This is a genomic window from Candidatus Roizmanbacteria bacterium (assembly GCA_016699265.1).
Classification (GTDB): Bacteria; Patescibacteriota; Microgenomatia; order UBA1406; family GWC2-37-13; genus CAZLQR01.
In genome coordinates this window covers 761,600-779,617 of the sequence record CP064967.1, presented here as the reverse complement: position 1 = coordinate 779,617, position 18,018 = coordinate 761,600, and the positions used below count along the sequence as shown (strand labels likewise).

The following is an 18,018-nucleotide window of genomic DNA, read 5'->3' as shown; positions in this document are numbered from 1 at the left end:
TTCAGATCTTCACTGCTCCGGAATTAAAGATGCAACGATTGATATATTTTGGCGATGACCAGTTCAAGAAGTTAAGAAGAAAACAGCTTAGTATTCCGGTCAAGCTTTTTAAGATGTGAGCAGGGTAAAAAAAAGAAGAGCATCACTACCGCTCGTGTAAGGGGACGACGAGTAGTAATGCTCTTTTTTCCCTCAATACCCAACACAATATCATAGCTATTTACCCTTGTCAAGTACCCTTACTATTTAGAGCTATACAAAGCCCCAAACCCATCGTTTGTGTTCAATATTTTTCTTCCTATCTGTTCAAACTTTTTCTCATAGAGATTTGGGTATTTTTCACGTTCGAATGTTGTCACAACAATGTAATCTATCTTATACTTTCTTAGTAGACTCTTAGTAAGTTCAATATCGCGTGATTCGTAGAGGGTAATAATGTCCGGAACTCTGTCCTGCACAATCTGAGAACTTCCTCTCCATAGCCATTCATGCACCCACCATCCTGCGACTGTAGGATTACCCGTATAGCTCGAAACCACATTAAGATCAGTGTAAGAATCGCCCTGCGCTTCAAGAATATTGACTTGTTTAGAGACGTGGGAGTTTAGATATCTAACGATCTCAGCGGACTCAGGATGACTATTTTCGAGCCATTTAATACCGTCTAGATTCGGCGACTTATTCATCTGACCATAAAAGGATTGGAATGAGAATAGAGGGTACAAAAGCACCAAAAAGAGACATCCACACATAAGTGCGCGAATAGCCGTATTTTGTAGGTTGAATTTGAGATGTGAAACTCGAAAAAGCGTATAGGAAATACCGATAGAACCAAGGATAAAGGCCTGATAGCCGAGCTTAAACATTGTATTTGCTCTGAAATGAGCAGGATAGATGTCCTTAGCATAGAAAAACTCTGGAATCCAGACCAAAACAAAACTAAAGGCTAGTGACAGAATCATAAACAGGTCCGTTCTGCTACGTTTTTGCCTTGTAATCCATGTAAGAACCGCAAGGCTAATCCAGAACTGTCCCCAGAGCAAAAACATCATCCAAAGTGGAGAAGGTTGACAGTTCCCTTTCTCAAAGAGAAATGGCCCTATTTTCTGAAGCTGAACAAGGAACTGAGGACTGCAGTTGACGCCAACTCCCGTAGCAAACGGCTTAAAAAACAGGGTGAATGGAAGGGAAAACAGTATGAAAAAGCCTGAGGTTAGTAAGGAAAATATGCCTGCCTGTTTTAGGTTTCTAAATATGAAATAAGAAGCAAGAAATACGAGAAGTAAATAGATGGGTCCATCGAAGGCGTTGGTCATGTAGTGAATGGCGGTCATAAAGCCGAATAATGCCGTATAACGTATGCGGTATAAGGTATCTCGTATTTGGGAAAAACCTGAAGCTTGATACTTGATGATTGATACTTTCGTAATTACAAAGAACGTAAATAAAAGGGCTATGGTGAGTAGCACGAATGGAATATCGAATACATGGCCGTGCAGATCTGCAACCACATACGAGTAGGAGGGGAACTCGTGAATGGTGAACGGTATGAACCGCGTTGCATTCGGATACCAATAGGTTGTTGGGTTAAAACCGGAAAAGATTTTCCAGAACTCTATCGGTTTTTCGTTAGGATAACCCTTGGTAAAAAGATAGATGGTATGAAGATTTCCCGCGAAGTTTAATAAAACTGTTCCGATGAGACCAAACAGTATTTGTTTGGTCTCGGAGATTGTCTTTTTGAGCTCAACTGAGGCTTGATTAACGATATTTATGACTAAGGAAAATGTCTGTGACGTTGCAAGTCCGAGTATGGTTGCAAGCACGAGATTATAGCCAATGGAAGATGGTATCTGTGTAAGTTTGATCAATGTGGCTCCGGTAAGGTGACCAAAGTAATAATAGTTAATGGGTTCGGGTATGTACCACATATCTGCCGGCGGGAAATATGTGGATTTGAGAATCGACTGCATGAATCCGTAATCCATAAACTTTTCTAGTCCATGGATTGAAGGTTCCTGGCTACGAATGAAGCTGAGAAATAAAAATGAGCACAAGAATAATAATTCCTCGATAACAATAGTTTTTGTTATGCGATAATTCTTCTTTCGTACTCGCCAGTTCAGGTAGCCAAGAACAGTGGTTACGATCATGATTCCAAGCCAACCATACGGGAATAGCCTCGTCACTCCGAGTACGAAAACTGAGTAGGTGATAAGAATAATTCCAACTGTCTTTGAAAAAGCGTAGCCTTTATCAATGAATGAACCGAACAGTTTTTGAGAGAAAGGAATGAAAATGAGTCCGACAGCGAAAAGTACAAAGTACCATTGAAGAGAATTTACGAGCCAGCTCATAGCTAATTATTATACTTGGTATAATACAATGAAGTTCGAATATCAAAATCCCAATAATCAAATAAAGTTCAAAATCTTAAATTCAAATATTTAAACTTTGTTTTTTGGATTTTGTTTGACATTTGAGCTTTGATATTTGGGCTTTAATTTTATGGATAAAACATTCAAACCAGCAGAGGTAGAAGAATCTTTATATAAGCAGTGGGAAGAGAAGGGTATATTTACCTCCCAACCAAACAAGGATAAAACTCCGTTTACCATTATCCTTCCTCCTCCTAACGCAAATGCGGATCTTCATCTTGGGCATGCGATGTATGTATACGAAGACATTATGATCAGGTACCGAAAACAGCATGGAGATGAGGTATTGTGGTTGCCGGGCGCAGATCATGCAGGTATTGAGACTCAGTTTGTTTTCGAAAAGCATCTTGCAAAGCAGGGCAAAAGCAGATTCGATTACGACCGTGAGACGCTGTATAAAATGATCTGGGACTTTGTACACGAGAACCGAGGAAAGATGGAAAACCAACTTCGTAAACTCGGCTATGCGCTCGATTGGTCGAAAAGAAAGTTCACGCTTGATGAGGATGTGGTGAAGATTGTGAAGGAAACCTTCAAACAACTATTTGATGATAAATTAGTTTATAGAGATAATCGTCTCGTAAATTACTGCACTCACTGTGGGACAAGTTTCTCTGATCTTGAGGTAAAGCATGTCGAACAAAAAGATCCTCTCTACTATCTTAAGTACGGTCCATTCATTCTCGCCACGGTACGACCAGAAACAAAGTTTGGTGACACGGCAGTTGCGGTGAACCCAAAGGATAAGCGCTACAAAGACTGGATTGGAAAGGAGATCGAGGTTGAGGGTCTCCTCGGTTTATTTAAGGTACGAGTCATCGGTGATGATGCGATAGATCCTGAGTTTGGAACGGGAGTAGCTAAGGTTACTCCGGCACATGACTTTAATGATTTTGAGATGGCGAAGCGTCACAATCTCGAGTTTAAAACTATCATTGATAAAACTGGTCGAATGACTGAGTTGGCGGGTCCTTACAAAGGACTTAAGGTCAAGAAGGCGAGAGAGCAGGTTGCGGAGGACATGAAGAATAAAGGAATGCTCGAAAAGGTAGATGAGGACTATGTTCACACCGTTGCCAACTGCTACAAATGCGGACGAGTGCTCGAGCCAATTCTTATGCCTCAGTGGTATGTGAAGGTGCGACCGCTTGCAGACCGAGCGATTAAGGCAGTTGAAGATGGCGAGGTAAAGTTTACGAACAAAAGATTTGAAAAATCTGCGGTGCAGTGGTTGACCAACTTTCATGACTGGAATATCTCTCGACAGAATGTCTGGGGAATTCGCATACCAGCTTACAGCTGTCAGAAATCAGATGTCAGTGATCAGAATCTGAAATCCGACAACCAAAAACCGAAAACTGAACGCTGGTTTGTGAGTGTTGGTCCAAACCAGACAAGTGTCAGATCTGTGGTGAGTGCGTTTTTGAACAGGAAACCGACACCTTCGATACGTGGTTTTCATCAGGACAATGGCCGTTCGCTACATTACAGTCTATTGGAAACGAATTTTCGAGTACTACTATCCTACTGCGGTTATGGAGACGGGGTATCGGACATTCTTCCTTGTTGGGTCTTCAAGAATGATTATGTTTGGGCTATATAGAACCGGTAAGGTTCCGTTCAAGGCGGTGTATCTCCACGGACTGGTACGCGTTAATGGACAGAAGATGAGCAAATCAAAAGGGAACGTGATTAATCCCTTGGCTATGATTGAGAAGTATGGAGCCGATGCATTACGTGCCGCACTCATCTTTGAGGTGGGAGACGGGACGGATCTGAGCATCTCGGATGACAAGATTCGGTCTATGAGAAACTTTGCAAACAAGGTTTGGAATATTGGCCGATTTCTCGAGATGAATAAGGGTAGTGGGCATTCCGATACCGACAAAATGTCGGGGGAGGAATCTAGCGAGGCGCTCCCTTCGGTCGCTGGATCTCTCGCTAGCGCTCGAGATGACAAAATAACCGGTCAGGATGACGAAAAAAATACTACGAATGACAAAATTAAGGAGCTCGAGAAGGAATTTGAGAGTATGGAAAAAGAGTTCCATAAAAATATGAAGGACTATAAATTTTCTGCCGCCTTTGGACTCATGTACGAGTTTATATGGCACCGTTTTGCCGATTTTTATATCGAGCAGTTGAAAGAAGAGCTACGAAATGATAATATAGAGGTTCGGGATTCTCTCACAAAGATATATTTAGAGAGCTTGAAGTTGCTGCATCCATTTGTTCCATTCATAACTGATGCGGTTTACAAACAATTTACAAACAAATTAATATTAGAAGTCTAAGGTCTATAAAGTCGAAGGTCCATAAAGTCACGACATTACAGACATTATGGACATTATAGACTTTTGACAGTCAATGAATTATGGGAAAACAAGTAAGCCAACCAAAGAAAAAACGCAGAATGCGAAAACACGGTTTCATGAAGCGAATGAGCTCTGCAAACGGTAAGAAAGTTCTTGCACGACGACGAACAAGAGGACGGAAGAAATTATCTGTGTAATTTCTATTCCTGCCTGCCGGCAGGCAGGTCTTATTTTTTATTAAATTTGAAATTTTGAATTTAATAAGAACTAAAAATTAAAAACTAAAAAATAAATACGTGATTACCCACAACTTCTTTAACGATATCTTCGTAATTCCCATCCTCAATATTCTTGTCGCTATTTATGCCGGACTACACGCTCTCGGACTTCCAGGAGCGTTTGGACTTGCGATAGTTGCTCTTACTGTCGGAATTAGATTCTTACTCCATCCTTTTTTCAAACAGCAGATTCATACCGCTCGCAAGATGACTGAAATTAAACCTCACCTTGATAGATTGCAGGCTCAGCACAAGAAAGATCCAAAAAGACTACAACAGGAACAGCTACTTCTGTACAAGGAGCATGGACTCAATCCAGCATCGGGTTGTTTATTCCTCATTATTCAGATGCCGATCTTCATCGGTCTTTACAGCACGCTAAATGTATTTTTACAGCATGGTGTGGGGGCTAAGACGGTTTCGCAAATTAACGGCGTTTTATACACGAAGGCAATTGCAATATCTCAGGTGATCGATCCTCAATTTTTAGGATTTAATCTAGCACTCTCTCCTCAGAAAGCTGGCATATGGTTTTATTACCTCATCCCCGTTCTCACGGGAGTTCTCCAGTACTTCCAGGCTGTAGCAACAACTGCACAGCCCGCTCAGAAGGTCGAGAATAAAAAAGCTTTAGCAAAGAAAGATGATAAGGATAAGAAACCCGATACTCAAGGAGATTTCCAGAAGGCAATGAATACTCAGATGAAATATATATTTCCGTTTATGATCGGATATTTTGCATTTACCCTGCCAGTTGGTCTCTCTCTATACTGGAATATTTTCTCGTTGTTTAGTATACTGCAGTACCGACGAGTAAATAAATAATTTTTAGTTTGAAATTTTTAATTTTTAGTCAATATTTAAACATTTCAAATTGAATTCAAATTTCAAATTACAAAATTCAAATTAAATATATGGACAAACTACAGATCGTCGAAACAGAAGCTAAAGATCTCCTTTCAAAAATTCTTGATAATGTTGATATCGAGGTAACCGAAGATCATGGACTATTTCATATCCTGATAAAAACTGAGACCGAAGCACCCGTTGTTATTGGTCGACACGGAGAGACGATCAAAGCGATTCAAAAAATTCTTGAGGTCGTGATGTATAAAAAGGTTGGCGAGTCAGTAGAGTTATTGGTCAATGTAAATGACTATCGTGAGAAGCAGACCGAGCGTCTCGCAGAGATCGCAGATAGATCGGCTCAAAAAGCTCTTGAATTTAAAGCCGCATCTTATATTCGAGGACTCTCAGCATATGAAAGAAAAGTTATTCATGAATATATAACTAATAAATATCCAGAACTTGCTTCATACTCAACAGGTGAAGGTAGAGATCGACGACTTGTCGTTGATATGAAAGAAAACGTCCCTGCTGAAGAATCTAAGAGCTAATCTTTAGAACTTGAAACGTAGAACTTAGAGCTTTCTAAGAATTCCCCATAGCATCTTCCCAATAGTCTCAGCAGATTGATTTAACTCCATCCACTGTTTTTCTTTTATCCAGCCCCTCTTGAAAGAAAAGTAAAGTAGATACTTTGTTTCTTTCAGAGATCCATAGGATATCTCTATAAAGTTTTTAAAAACAGCTTTACGTTGCCTCGCATATCCCTCGATATAATTAAGTACAACCGAAAGAGCGGCCCTTCTAAGTTGTGAAGTAGCGCCAAACTGCTCTTCTTTTGGAAACGTTGCCGTGCGGTCATAAATGGAATGGATGAATTTGTCCATGTATTCCTTTAGATCGCTATGGAAAGATGTCTGGCTAAGCATTGTTATGAGTTTTAAGCTCTACGCTCTATGCTACAAGCTTCAAAAAGGTTGTCAATGGATTATATGCTACAAACTGTGGAGTTTAGATTGCGGGGAGGTGCTAAAGTGAGTTATTGCCACCAAGCTAATAGTATAGCATAGATTTTGAGCCTTCAAACGCCACTTTCGTCTTTCGAAAAATTCCATTTTTCATAGCTGTTATAATCAAAATATGCCAGACAATCGCGAGGTACAACAACCAGAGGTTCGACAACCAGGTCAGTCGACCAATCAGGCGAACCAACAGGAGTCTGCAAGACAGATTCAGGAGCAGTTGGAGCAGGAAGTACGCGCTGTCGCCGATAATGCTTTGGAAACGAGACGCATAGCGGCAAGCATCAAGGATTCAGTTAAAGATAAAAAGGCAAGTGCTGAGGAACAAAGAAAAGCAACTCTTTATAAAAGTCGCGGAGGACCGGATGCGAGCCCTACTGATCGTGAACAGCTAAAGAAAGACCTAGTTCGAGCGTTAAAAGGCGTGGAGATGGGCATCGTTGAAGTTCCTTCAGAGGCGAATAAGGCTGTTCTTTTGAGTCTGTATCATAAGGTTGGTACCCAGCTCAATGGTACGAATGCGGCCTTTTTACAGCCTATCGTTTCGGGTCTCCTTGAAGGAGCTCAGTCGATTGATGATCTTCAGTCACAGTACGAGACTTTGAGGCAAGAGTGGGGTATGTTTGGCGAGGAGATCGTCAAAGATGTGTCGGATGCGATAGTGAAGGCTGCAGATGAAGGTAAGCTTGCGGTGAGCGGCGATCAAGCCAGAGAAATGTTCGGTTCAGCATCAATGGTTCCTCAGGATCAACATGGGGGTGAGCGAAGCGCGGAGCTTAACAGATTCGATAACGAGTGGGATCTTTACTATAGTAATTTTTTTACACTCGAAGACAGACCCGTTTTGGAGTCACTGTACTCAATAGAAAGACTTGGGAAATTGGTTGAGAATATTCGTAGCGATGTAGCTAGTAGACCGGCGAATCGTGGACTTGCTCAGGTTGATTTCGACAAATTGGTTTCCACCGAGTTTGAGGAAAAAATAGTTCTCACCTATGGCAAGATGTTCTCACGTGTCGATCAACAAAGACCGGACAAAACATTTGAAGAAATTGAGCAGGAAGGAAGTTTATATAGTTCCATTCGTGCCGTTGAGGCTCAGTTTAAGGGCGCGCTTGAGCTTATGTCAAAAAACGTGAAACAGGCGACCGAACTTCCCGAAAGTCTTCAAGGCCTGCAGCTTTATAAGCGTTATTCCATCGAAAGTCTTCGAGAGAAAGAACTGCCGATTGGAGATCCATCATCAAACGAAACAAAGTTACAACTTCAGTATAAGATTACGCCAGTTGCAGGCGTGGAGTCGGTTTCGCTTGCAGATTTCTTAACCGGAATAGCATCTGAGATAGTCCATGAAAACAGTATCCGAAGATATCTTCATAACGTTCAGTCCCTTTTCTTGCGACCCGCTGGTAAAGATGGATTCTGGAGCCAGGTTGCTGGGTATTCCGAGAGTATTAAATCGGAAGATATTGATGCGATGATGTTGCTACCAGATAGTGAAAAGTCGATCAGCGCCTATAGAATGTATGTAAAGTATCTTGAAGAGGAGTTTGCAAAGGTTGATTGGATTCATCAGCCCAATATGTTTAGTAGTGATCTTTTTGAGAATAAGTCGAAGCTTCAGCAGCGAGTATTTGAGGATCTTAAAAGGATGTATCCAGAGCTGAGTTCGGAGTCCGATAATTGGAGACTCCAGAGGGCTTTAGCAATGGGAGTAGGCCTTGCACGAGGCATCTTCTTATCGGAGGCAGAGATAGCTGCATTTGCCGATCCTCATATCAATGTCGAAAATGGAGCTCCTAAATTCACAAGTTACTTCACAAATGATAACGCAGCAACGGAGACACTCAATCCTCTTCATTTCTTTTTGAGATGGCAGGCAGAGAGCCTTACGATGGGGCCACTTATCTATATGCCAATCGACGCAGTAAATAAAAAGCTTCTACGTAAGTGGGATCATACTGAGCTATGGAAAAAGATGACGCAGTATCGAGACTCGTTTCAGAATGGCAAAGTTGTTTTTGGTAGCGATCCGAAGGATAAAACGCTTGGTCAGCTCTTTGTAGACATTCTTCCCAACTACGCAAAAGGAGGTTCGTTTATCACACGAGGTGGTTGGCGCATGACCAATGCCACGGAAGGATGGCTTTATGATGCCCAAGGTCATGAACTGGGAATATTTGATAAGTTTAAGGCTCTCGAGAATATAGGGTATGAGGCAGTTAAAACAATTAATCCAGCGGACAAAGGCATTCCAAGAGAGACAAAAGAGCAGATATTTACCTATCTTGCCAACAAATATTTATCTGGAGAAGTTCATGGTAGCGTATGGGACTATATAAAAGACCTTCCTGAAAAGGATCAGGAGAAGTTGTTTATGAACCGTGTGTACTCGAGGATGCTTTTTCAAAGAATGCCAACAAAGTTTGTCAGACTTGAACGTGATCGAGTATCGAAAAACGGTAAGAGTCTTTGGAAGATTGTTCGAGAGGAGATGGGGAGATATTTCCGCCATCAAATTTGATGAGGCGATGAAGGATCTTGCCTATGTTGAGGTTTGCGGTTAGAAACGATATTAGTAAAGAGATGAGGGAGCATTTAGCTTCACAGAAAGATGAGGATAAAGATCTAAGCAGCTTTGCTCCTTCGAAACCATATGTGGTCACCGAGGAATCCATTCGCAGACACATAGCGGATACACAACAACAAGAGAGGCCGTTTCACTTCTCAGATCGATAAACTCCGTTATGGCTAGGAGAAATACCTTGACATAGTAGCTGCGACCTTAACTAGCCCCAAAGGGTATCCATTTGCATTAGGTGCCGAAGAGTTAGATACGTCATTTATTGCGCTAAGAAATGCAGGTTCACGCGTACATGCGCGCGCACTCAGCGACACAACTCAGATCGAGATGAAGGTGACGCATAATCTGAAGGCATTTATGGGATCGCTACACCATGTGTCTATCGATCCAAATCACGACTTCAGTCCGTTAGTCAAGCATATTAAAGAGATGAAAGATACCATCGAGTCGGTACATGGTCACGAGTTGGCAGGACGCATTGCTCAGTATATGTCGACCCTAACGGTCGCCTACTTTAAAAAAGATGATGTGGCGAGAAACTGGAGAACAAAATTGGGGACGATTGATCGCGCAAACTCACTTGCAGCTGAGTTTGCTGGAACCCATTTAGGAGTTTGGGAATGGGAGGTTGCAGATGTTGCCAACTTCGTCACTGTTTTAGAGCGAGAACGAATCGTTGCAAAGATGGGCGCCTATGATTTATCATATCAAGGATCTACCGTGCCGGACATCGAGGAGAAAAAATTCCTGGGTGTGAAATGGCATAAAATTAAACACCATGAAGAAGAATTTGAGAGTGGTAAGTCGCTGCGTCAAAAACTGGGAGCAACGAAGATGGACATTTCGAAGGAGCTCCTTTCCAAATACGCTCCTCTCATGTTGATAGCAATGATATATACCCTCATGAAAGCGGCATTAAAGGAGCAATCCGATAAAAAATAATCAAAGATACCTATATAATGAATACGATGTCACGAATAAAACTCAGAAGCCTCTTTTTAATGATTTTGTTCTTTATTTGTCTTTCATTTACTGCGGGATTTAGTTTTGCTCAAACAACAGCTCCTGTCCCATCCCTACCCCAGTTTCCAACAGATACCGTAAGCAGTCTCAGTGCACAGTTTGACGGTAATGCCATTGGGATTACCTGTGGACTTCCCGAAGGTCTCAATAGATCGAGTGGAACGAGATGCTGCAATACAAATATCAGTACTGGCGAGATGCTCAAGAAGCCCTCTAGCCAGGTCGATAAATTTTTTTGCGTGAGCGATCTCCCTGGCCTTGGTACTGTCACAGATGCTATAGGCGGAATCATTGATGTTGGATGCTCGCTTGACCCATTCTGCGATTCGAGTGGACCTTCATCTAGCGTTGATATCTGTTTGAGTGATGGGGTCAAGTTGCTGCTTGATAAAACCTTTGAGCGAAGTCCGCTCGTGGCGCTTGAATCTATGGGGCCAGTCGCAGTTCCACAGCCATGTATAGAGGGTGGAGAACCAACCACGACCGATTACGCAAGCGCAAGCTGCAAGTGTGTACCGGCAAAAGAGGACGCAAATGGTGTGAAAAGACTATGTTCCCTCTATATGACCGGATCACGGGATATGCAAATCTGTAAGAGCTGTGCTTCTGGAGGTGGGTACTGGACGGGCATTGGTTGCATCAAGACTGATGTGGCAGGATTTACGGGATCTATAGTCGGAATCGGAATGGGAGTGGGAGGAGCAGCAACCTTCCTTTGTATCATCTATGCCGCCTTTATTCTCCAGACATCTAAAGGCAATCCTGAGAAAATTAAGAAGGCTCAGGAAAATCTGAGAGCCTGCATTACGGGACTGCTACTCATTATATTCTCGATATTTATATTACGCTTGATTGGGGTATCAATACTTCAGATACCTGGGTTAAGCTAACTGATCTATTCCAAAGACCGTCCAAACGAACGCGTTATCCTTGAGATCTGATTACTCAATAAGACAAAGAAGATGGGAATAAGAACGACTTTATTCTGGTTCGTTAGCAACGTGTCCGCCACCACTTCCACCTCCATCGCTGAACATCTTAGGAATCCAGCCTAACGGTCCCTTCCGATCCATCTTCCCAAGAAGTGGACCCATGGTGTACTTAATCTGTGAGTACTTACCAAGACCTCCCATAGCGCCACCACTCAAAACGGTTCCACCCATCAAGAAGGTACCAAAGCCGAACTTAAGAGGAGATCCTTTAATACCGAAGAACTCACGAATGAGTTTCCCTATATCTGGAATCATGTACATCAAGCCGATCGCCACGAGTACATTAAAGGCGTTTTGATTCACTCCAGTGTATAGGAATGGTGGTTGCCAGATATTTTGGAAATTATTATTCATAGCGAGTATAGCAGAGGATAGGGTTATGATTATGAGCGTGATCGGAAAGAGCGCGAGGTCGGCAACGAGAGATTTAAACCATTTCGAAAAGGCGTTTCTTCCGGGGAGAACTCCTGTAAGCAATATTAATGGAGCAAACATTATCGATATTACGATACGTAAATAGGCAGCAAAAAGCATGAATAAGATACGGAAAAAAACAAGAAGACCGGTTAATAATAAAATCAATAAGGACAATAAGAGCGGTACAAATAAAAATGCCAATCCTCCAATCATGAACACTGATGCGATAGAAATTATCGGTCCAGCAAGACCATCGGCAGTCCCAATATATCCAGCCTGACCTTCAATTAGGTACTTACCAATTGGTGGAAATTTAGTAAGTAACCACATGGAAACCGCAGTTGCAATCAGTCTAACCGTGGCATTTATTACGGGCGGTAACATAGACATGAGAGCAGGACCTAACTGAAACGTGTCTCCGTTCCAAAACACAAGATCGAAGAGTCTTCCAGTACCTCCGGTAGTAACGCTGTCAATAAACATTTTTTGAGTTTCTATTGGGAGCAGAGTCGTCCCCACAACCTTAACACCAATGATGGTCACGATATACATAAGATCAATGAGGAATCCGCCGATGGCAAATGAGAAGGAAATGAGTATGAGGGTAATTACGAGTCGTGGCAAAGCATTTGATAGTGTCACGACAGTCTGAGGATTGATCTTAAACCGAAACATGATCATGAATCCAACAATTACGATAAAGAGAACAATGAGGGTAAAGGCAATGTTACGAAACATCGTCCAAATGGAAGCCAATGGTCTGATGGCAGAGAAACCGATCCCATCTGTAGCATACGAATTTGGGATAAAGCCAGCATTTTGTAGCCCGGAGCGCACCCACTCAACACCGGATGCCGGAGGATTTGCATAAGGGAAGGTCATGCTCGAGGCAATAGCTCCAAAAAAACTGTGGTTAAAGTTCTTTTCGCCATCCGCCGGGTTGTTAGTACATGCTTCACCAAGAATGCCGCACATTCCCATACGATAAATCGCCACCATTATTTTTCCATTCTTCGTTTTTTGATACTCTGGATTATTGATCTCTTTATATATTTGTTTTCTATTTTCGGCTACCAAATCAACCCGTGGACCTTTTTGGGTATTGTTTTTAAACATCATTCCAAGCGATATATTTATGATCACCACACAGACAGCGACCATAATGAAGATTTGAGAGAAGAGTCGAGAGAAACTTCGCAAAGATTTAAGCATGATTTTATTCTATGGATTTGTACGTATAAAGTCAACGAAGGCTCATGGCTAATTCCCGTTAACCGACCAATGCCAACCTTCATAGCCAGAGCTCCCATCTCTTGTTTTTCCATAACCGTACTCAAAGAAGCCGTATTTACCCGCGTTTGTCGAAAGCCACTGAAAGCATCTATTCTGAGAAGCTGCTGCGTATTTTCGAGGAATGAGCGTCCCCGCACAGTTAAAGTCGATAGCCATACCCATTTGATGATTTGAATATCCCGGCGCTCCGCCACCTGGACAGCGAATTGTTTGACCGGGAGGCTTTGGGTATGGGGGTGGACTTCCCACTATTCCATCAATTTTGCACCAATTTTGATAAATACTAATTTGTCCGGCCATCGTTCTAAAGCTCCCACCACTTAATGGAATACCAGCTGCTGTCCATGCAGCGTGCATGTCGCTTACTTGTTTCGAAACCTGAGAATTAACTACCATGCCCGCAACTCTACATGTGCGTATTCGTGTAAGAACTCCATTCGTATACCCATCTGCAGGTCCGTAGTCGGTTCCTGCGGCGCAAGGTATGTTCGTAGTGTCTTTTCCGTAGTTTATATTAACAGGTACAACAGGAGAAGTCGTTGACTGCGTAGATGGTGACTGAATGATTTCGGATGGGGGGAGTAGTATCGTATTTAATCCCATCAATGTTTTGAAGACATTCACCATTGGTAGCATTTGTTTTGAAGGATCGTTTGGATTAGGTATTGACGTTGGAGATGTCAGAGGTTCTAGAACAGCCTCTTTCACTTCTTCTGGTGAGAACTCTATTTTTTGCTCTTCATTCGTAATTATAGGTGCAAGAATAGACTGCGATGTGAGAAATAATTCTGGACTTTTATTATAGATGTCAACAAGATTATTTTGTGTCAAAAACTGTTGAAATTCCTCATCTGCTTTTTCACCCTTTTTCTGCACATAGATTTTATTAGTAATCGCTGAGTAATCAACCGCAAGTGCGTCGGAATTATATGGTAGGAATCTCTGGATAGTAGATAAAGCATCTAACTTTACTTTGGGTAGAGGAGTTGGGGTAGCAACTTGCCTAGGGGTCGCTGAGATACCATTACCTCTGCCACTATTACCAGCTGTGCCATTACCACTAATACTATTATTATTGCCGCTGCCGCTGCCGCTGCTGCTGCTCCTGCTGCTACCGCCACCTCTTTGGTTATTTGGGATGTTGGTTGGTGAGGCAAACTGATCGCTCGTACTATCCGTCTGTGGTTTGGAGCGAAGAATTCCTAACACAATAAGAAGTGCCACAAGCAATACAGTTGTTACTACAATTATGATCGTGAATTTTTTATTCATCTATGTGTAAATATCAACTCATTCTATTGGAATCGGCCTTAACTTGTCAAATATTCAGAGCGCCTTAACAAGGAGGATTGTTGGTCACTGGTCTTCCTATGGTGTAGTAACCCCATAGATATTGAAAAAGTCCGGGTGCAAAGCGGCAGCCATAGGCTCCAAGATTGCCATTATCATAACGACTGCAACCACAGGCGTAGCACCACGAAGCTCGCTTCACCTCCAGACAGGAAAAATTTGAATCAGACGACTTACTATCGAGCTTTAACTTGTAAGCTGAGGCGTAGACACTGTCTATGATGTTCTCAACATACGGTTTCGGCCTATTGTAGTTCCCAAATTGGTTTACCGACTGACTATAAACCTCAAAATATCGAGGAATATAAAACTGCATCGGACCAAGATCGAGTCCGTCTCCTTTTGCAACCCCTCCGTCAAAGCATTTATGCGTGATTGGGAGTCCGGCTCCTGCCTGAGACCAAGCCAGAATGTTTGCAGAAGTTTCGGACAGGAGAACTCCGCATTCGTGGGCCATAACCGCTTTAATGAGAGGAGGAGGAGTTCCTACCCGTTGGCCAGCTTCGGCAAAAAGAGAATCGAGGTTACTAGGAGTAGACTGAACCGGTGAGGTGGGGTTGCCTACTAAGATCTTACCAGGGGTTGGAGTGGATGTTGGCAGAGGTATAGAATTAAGACCTACAAGTGTCTTAAAAATATTAAATACCGGCTTTATCTGACTCGAGGGGTCGTTTGTATTTATAGGCAGTGTCGGGGACAGTGATTGTGGAGGAGGAGAATCAACTATTGTTAAGTCCGAGTCAGCCTTCTGAGATTCATCTTCTCTCTCTCGATAATCGTCAAGCACTCGTTGCGCCTGTGTAATTAATGTTTGTGGTGAAATAGTGCCGGTCTTAAAATAATCATAGTTGTCACTTTCATAAATCTTTATTAGTTCTGGATCTTTAACTAAGAATTCTTCAAACTTCTGAGTTGCCTCGGAGGACTTTAGCTGGACGAAGAACTGATCAAGATCTTCAGAGTATGAGATTGCAAAGTCGTCGTTATCCTCAGGTTTTGTTCGAAGCGTGCTCTTTAATTTTTGTAGGGACTCAACCTGCTCCTTCGTTAGGGGGGTCGATTGTTGGAGCTTAGTTTGTTCTTGCTGTAAGGTTTTCCGCATGGATTCGCTCATTCTAGGTTGGGCGAAGTTATTACCAGTTCGAGTTATTGACGCTCTAGTAGGAATAGGTGATGAGGAGCTTTCATCTTTAGGCCGAGGGGCCGTAAAAAAATTAAGTGCAACAATTAGTGCAAACAATCCAACAACACATACCCCCAGAATAAGGCCAAATTTTCTATCCATATGATCATATTCATTCTACCGTTTATTCATCAGGTATGCGATATGATTATCTCGTTTTGACAAATTGGCAAAGATTAGTCACAATGATGAAATGCCCGATAATTTCACTCCGTTACCCAGTTCGCTCAGCCCAACGGGCCCCCTTCGGGGCGGAAAAGGTGCCGTCGATGTAAATGCAGTTCTTATAATTGTAGCGATTCTAATCACGCTTATACTAGCTGGACTGATGTGGTTTCTAATTTATCAAAAACAACTCGAGGAAAGCAAAGCAGATTCACTTACTAATTCTCAAACGCAGGTAATAAGAGATGTAGTGCCAGGGGACAACGAACAACCATCAACGGTTGCGACCCCACCCGCCATGATTAGTCCAACCTCAACTCCGTCAGCAACGCTAACTCCACTAGCCTCTCCAAGTGCTATCATTACTCAATGACCCAGGTACTATTATTTCTAATTCTTTGTGTGGCGCTTTTCTTTTTATCTCGCAAAACGATTCATACCTGCTTTTATTTTTTTTCGCGATTTCTCAAGCATCCACAGGCGGCGTACAGAATGATTGCGCTTTTATATTTCCCAGGAACCGCGATACACGAGATGTCTCATCTGGTGATGGCGATGATTTTGAATTTAAAGGTAAGAGATATAACTCTCATTCCAAAAGTCAGAGGCAATACTCTTAAACTGGGAACGGTCACGTACGAAAAGAGAGACGTCGTAAGAGGATTGATGGTTGGTATTGCACCTTTTTTTGCCGCTCTTTTTGCGTTTTGGCTTATCGATGCGTTCAAACTTCTCTATATAAACTACTGGAGTGGAGCACTTTTTTCCTACATTGTTTTTACTATCTCATCTACTATGTTTTCTTCTAAACAGGATCTCATCGATCTCGTATATGTAATACCAATAATAGTTGTCATCGGCGTAGTGCTCTTCGTGTTAAAGATTGATGTTAAATCTTTTCTTGTCATTTTTGATGTGAACTTGATGTCCCAGTTTTTTTCTGTCGTTAATTCCTTTCTCATCTTCTCGCTCCTACTAAATGGTGGTATGATTGTAGTGTTGAAATTAATTTTGAGAATACAACGATGATTGGAGTTTTACTTGCTCAGTGTGTAACTATAGGGGAGAACGGTCCGCAAATTTGTGGACCAGCCAAACAGTTTAATGGCACCGCGATCCAAACACCTGCCGATGTAGTTAATCAGGTTATGCCGTTCGCATACGGTCTTTCTTTGGTAATTCTTCTATTTGTTTTTATCTGGGGTGGATTTGATCTAATCCTTTCAAGAGGCGCTCCGGAGAAGATCAAAACAGCTAAGGCAAAAATAACATCCGGTATCATTGGAGTCATTCTTCTTGCAGTGGCGTACTTGATCGTTCAGGTAGCTTCTCGAATTTTCGGCCTTGGAACAGAGATCTTTTAATTGTTAAATAATCGGTAATTTCGTACAATACATCATCATGGCTGAGGACAATAAGTTAATAGTGCTTTCCGTCGGCGGTAGTCTAATCGTTCCAAACGGAGGCATAAATATTCCATTTCTTCAGAATCTTAATCACTGCATTCGTGAGCATGTAAAAAAAGGGCGACGTTTTTTTCTCGTATCTGGTGGTGGAAGACTTGCAAGAACCTATCGCGATGCAGGGAAGATGGTAATAGGATCCTTGACTCATGAGGATCTTGACTGGCTTGGTATACATGCAACGAGACTTAATGCTCATCTTCTAAGAACGATTTTTCAGGACATCGCTCACCCGAGAATCATAGACGACTACGAACGTAAGTTGGTGGACTGGCACGAGTCGGTGGTAATTGGCGCTGGTTGGAAACCGGGTTGGTCAACTGACTACGACGCCGTTGTTCTTGCAAGAGATTACGGAGCCAACCTTATTATCAATATGTCCAATGTTGATTATGTATATGATGGAGATCCGAACATCAACGTCGATGCAAAACCAATAAAGAACATTACCTGGACTGATTTTGAAAAATTAGTACCTACAGAATGGTCACCAGGAATCAATGTGCCTTTTGATCCAGTTGCTGCTCGTCTTGCTAAAAAACATGAAATCACCGTTGTGATAGCAAATGGAGAAAAGTTTGACAATCTAAACAAGATCATAGAAGGCGATAGCTCATTCACTGGTACAACCATCACTCCCTCAGTATAA

18 protein-coding genes are annotated in these 18,018 nt (G+C 42.2%); 13 read left to right on the top strand and 5 right to left on the bottom strand.

Features of this window, described 5'->3' with window-relative positions; genetic code table 11:
• Positions 1–242: 242 nt before the first annotated feature.
• On the bottom strand, positions 243–2,357 hold the full coding sequence (locus IPH70_04525; GenBank protein QQR63738.1) for a hypothetical protein: 2,115 nt from the start codon (positions 2,355–2,357) through the stop codon (positions 243–245).
• Positions 2,358–2,508: 151 nt separating this feature from the next.
• On the opposite strand from IPH70_04525, the gene IPH70_04520 reads away from it, so the two are divergent.
• The 5 genes from IPH70_04520 (at position 2,509) to IPH70_04500 (ending at position 6,428) form a co-directional block, all read left to right on the top strand.
• The gene (locus IPH70_04520; GenBank protein ID QQR63737.1) at positions 2,509–4,041 is read left to right on the top strand and encodes a class I tRNA ligase family protein; all 1,533 of its coding nucleotides are present in this window, start codon (positions 2,509–2,511) and stop codon (positions 4,039–4,041) included.
• Positions 3,974–4,732: a class I tRNA ligase family protein gene (locus tag IPH70_04515; GenBank protein QQR63736.1), complete on the top strand. Its 759-nt coding sequence runs from the start codon at positions 3,974–3,976 to the stop codon at positions 4,730–4,732. Before IPH70_04520 ends, IPH70_04515 begins: the two co-directional genes overlap by 68 nt.
• 80 nt (positions 4,733–4,812) lie before the next feature.
• On the top strand, positions 4,813–4,950 hold the full coding sequence (rpmH, locus tag IPH70_04510) for a 50S ribosomal protein L34 (protein ID QQR63735.1): 138 nt from the start codon (positions 4,813–4,815) through the stop codon (positions 4,948–4,950).
• A 99-nt stretch (positions 4,951–5,049) separates the two neighbouring features.
• Complete coding sequence (locus IPH70_04505; GenBank protein QQR63734.1) at positions 5,050–5,856, top strand: membrane protein insertase YidC; 807 nt, start codon at positions 5,050–5,052, stop codon at positions 5,854–5,856.
• An 89-nt stretch (positions 5,857–5,945) separates the two neighbouring features.
• A complete protein-coding gene (locus tag IPH70_04500) occupies positions 5,946–6,428 on the top strand; it encodes a KH domain-containing protein (GenBank protein ID QQR63733.1) in 483 nt (160 codons plus the stop codon).
• Between the two features lie 24 nt (positions 6,429–6,452).
• On the opposite strand, the gene IPH70_04495 is transcribed toward IPH70_04500, so the two are convergent.
• Positions 6,453–6,806 carry a four helix bundle protein gene (locus tag IPH70_04495; GenBank protein ID QQR63732.1) on the bottom strand — a complete coding sequence of 118 codons (354 nt, stop codon included), beginning with the start codon at positions 6,804–6,806 and terminating at the stop codon, positions 6,453–6,455.
• Between the two features lie 211 nt (positions 6,807–7,017).
• Here IPH70_04495 and IPH70_04490 point away from each other — a divergent pair, with 211 nt between their 5' ends.
• From IPH70_04490 to IPH70_04475, 4 genes are all read left to right on the top strand, one after another.
• Positions 7,018–9,423, top strand: a complete 2,406-nt coding sequence (locus IPH70_04490; GenBank protein QQR63731.1) for a hypothetical protein — start codon at positions 7,018–7,020, stop codon at positions 9,421–9,423.
• Between the two features lie 23 nt (positions 9,424–9,446).
• Positions 9,447–9,638 (top strand): hypothetical protein, encoded by a 192-nt coding sequence (locus IPH70_04485; GenBank protein QQR63730.1) that lies wholly within the window; start codon positions 9,447–9,449, stop codon positions 9,636–9,638.
• Positions 9,639–9,810: 172 nt separating this feature from the next.
• The gene (locus IPH70_04480) at positions 9,811–10,425 is read left to right on the top strand and encodes a hypothetical protein (protein ID QQR63729.1); all 615 of its coding nucleotides are present in this window, start codon (positions 9,811–9,813) and stop codon (positions 10,423–10,425) included.
• A 26-nt stretch (positions 10,426–10,451) separates the two neighbouring features.
• On the top strand, positions 10,452–11,396 hold the full coding sequence (locus IPH70_04475; GenBank protein ID QQR63728.1) for a hypothetical protein: 945 nt from the start codon (positions 10,452–10,454) through the stop codon (positions 11,394–11,396).
• A gap of 90 nt (positions 11,397–11,486) precedes the next feature.
• Here the strand turns inward: IPH70_04475 and IPH70_04470 are convergent, their stop codons facing one another.
• The 3 genes from IPH70_04470 to IPH70_04460 form a co-directional block, all read right to left on the bottom strand.
• The gene (locus IPH70_04470) at positions 11,487–13,127 is read right to left on the bottom strand and encodes a hypothetical protein (GenBank protein ID QQR63727.1); all 1,641 of its coding nucleotides are present in this window, start codon (positions 13,125–13,127) and stop codon (positions 11,487–11,489) included.
• 48 nt (positions 13,128–13,175) lie between these two features.
• The gene (locus IPH70_04465) at positions 13,176–14,480 is read right to left on the bottom strand and encodes a D-alanyl-D-alanine carboxypeptidase family protein (GenBank protein QQR63726.1); all 1,305 of its coding nucleotides are present in this window, start codon (positions 14,478–14,480) and stop codon (positions 13,176–13,178) included.
• A gap of 64 nt (positions 14,481–14,544) precedes the next feature.
• A complete protein-coding gene (locus tag IPH70_04460) occupies positions 14,545–15,843 on the bottom strand; it encodes a hypothetical protein (GenBank protein ID QQR63725.1) in 1,299 nt (432 codons plus the stop codon).
• Positions 15,844–15,934: 91 nt separating this feature from the next.
• Between IPH70_04460 and IPH70_04455 the strand changes: the two genes are divergently transcribed.
• Genes IPH70_04455 through IPH70_04440 form a run of 4 tightly spaced genes read left to right on the top strand, consistent with a single transcriptional unit; the run spans position 15,935 to position 18,018 of the window.
• Positions 15,935–16,279, top strand: coding sequence for a hypothetical protein (locus IPH70_04455; GenBank protein QQR63724.1), 345 nt, complete (start codon positions 15,935–15,937; stop codon positions 16,277–16,279).
• On the top strand, positions 16,276–16,935 hold the full coding sequence (locus IPH70_04450) for a M50 family metallopeptidase (protein QQR63723.1): 660 nt from the start codon (positions 16,276–16,278) through the stop codon (positions 16,933–16,935). The genes IPH70_04455 and IPH70_04450 overlap by 4 nt, the downstream gene beginning before the upstream one ends.
• The gene (locus IPH70_04445; protein QQR63722.1) at positions 16,932–17,270 is read left to right on the top strand and encodes a hypothetical protein; all 339 of its coding nucleotides are present in this window, start codon (positions 16,932–16,934) and stop codon (positions 17,268–17,270) included. Before IPH70_04450 ends, IPH70_04445 begins: the two co-directional genes overlap by 4 nt.
• Before the next feature lie 37 nt (positions 17,271–17,307).
• Positions 17,308–18,018, top strand: a complete 711-nt coding sequence (locus tag IPH70_04440) for a UMP kinase (GenBank protein ID QQR63721.1) — start codon at positions 17,308–17,310, stop codon at positions 18,016–18,018.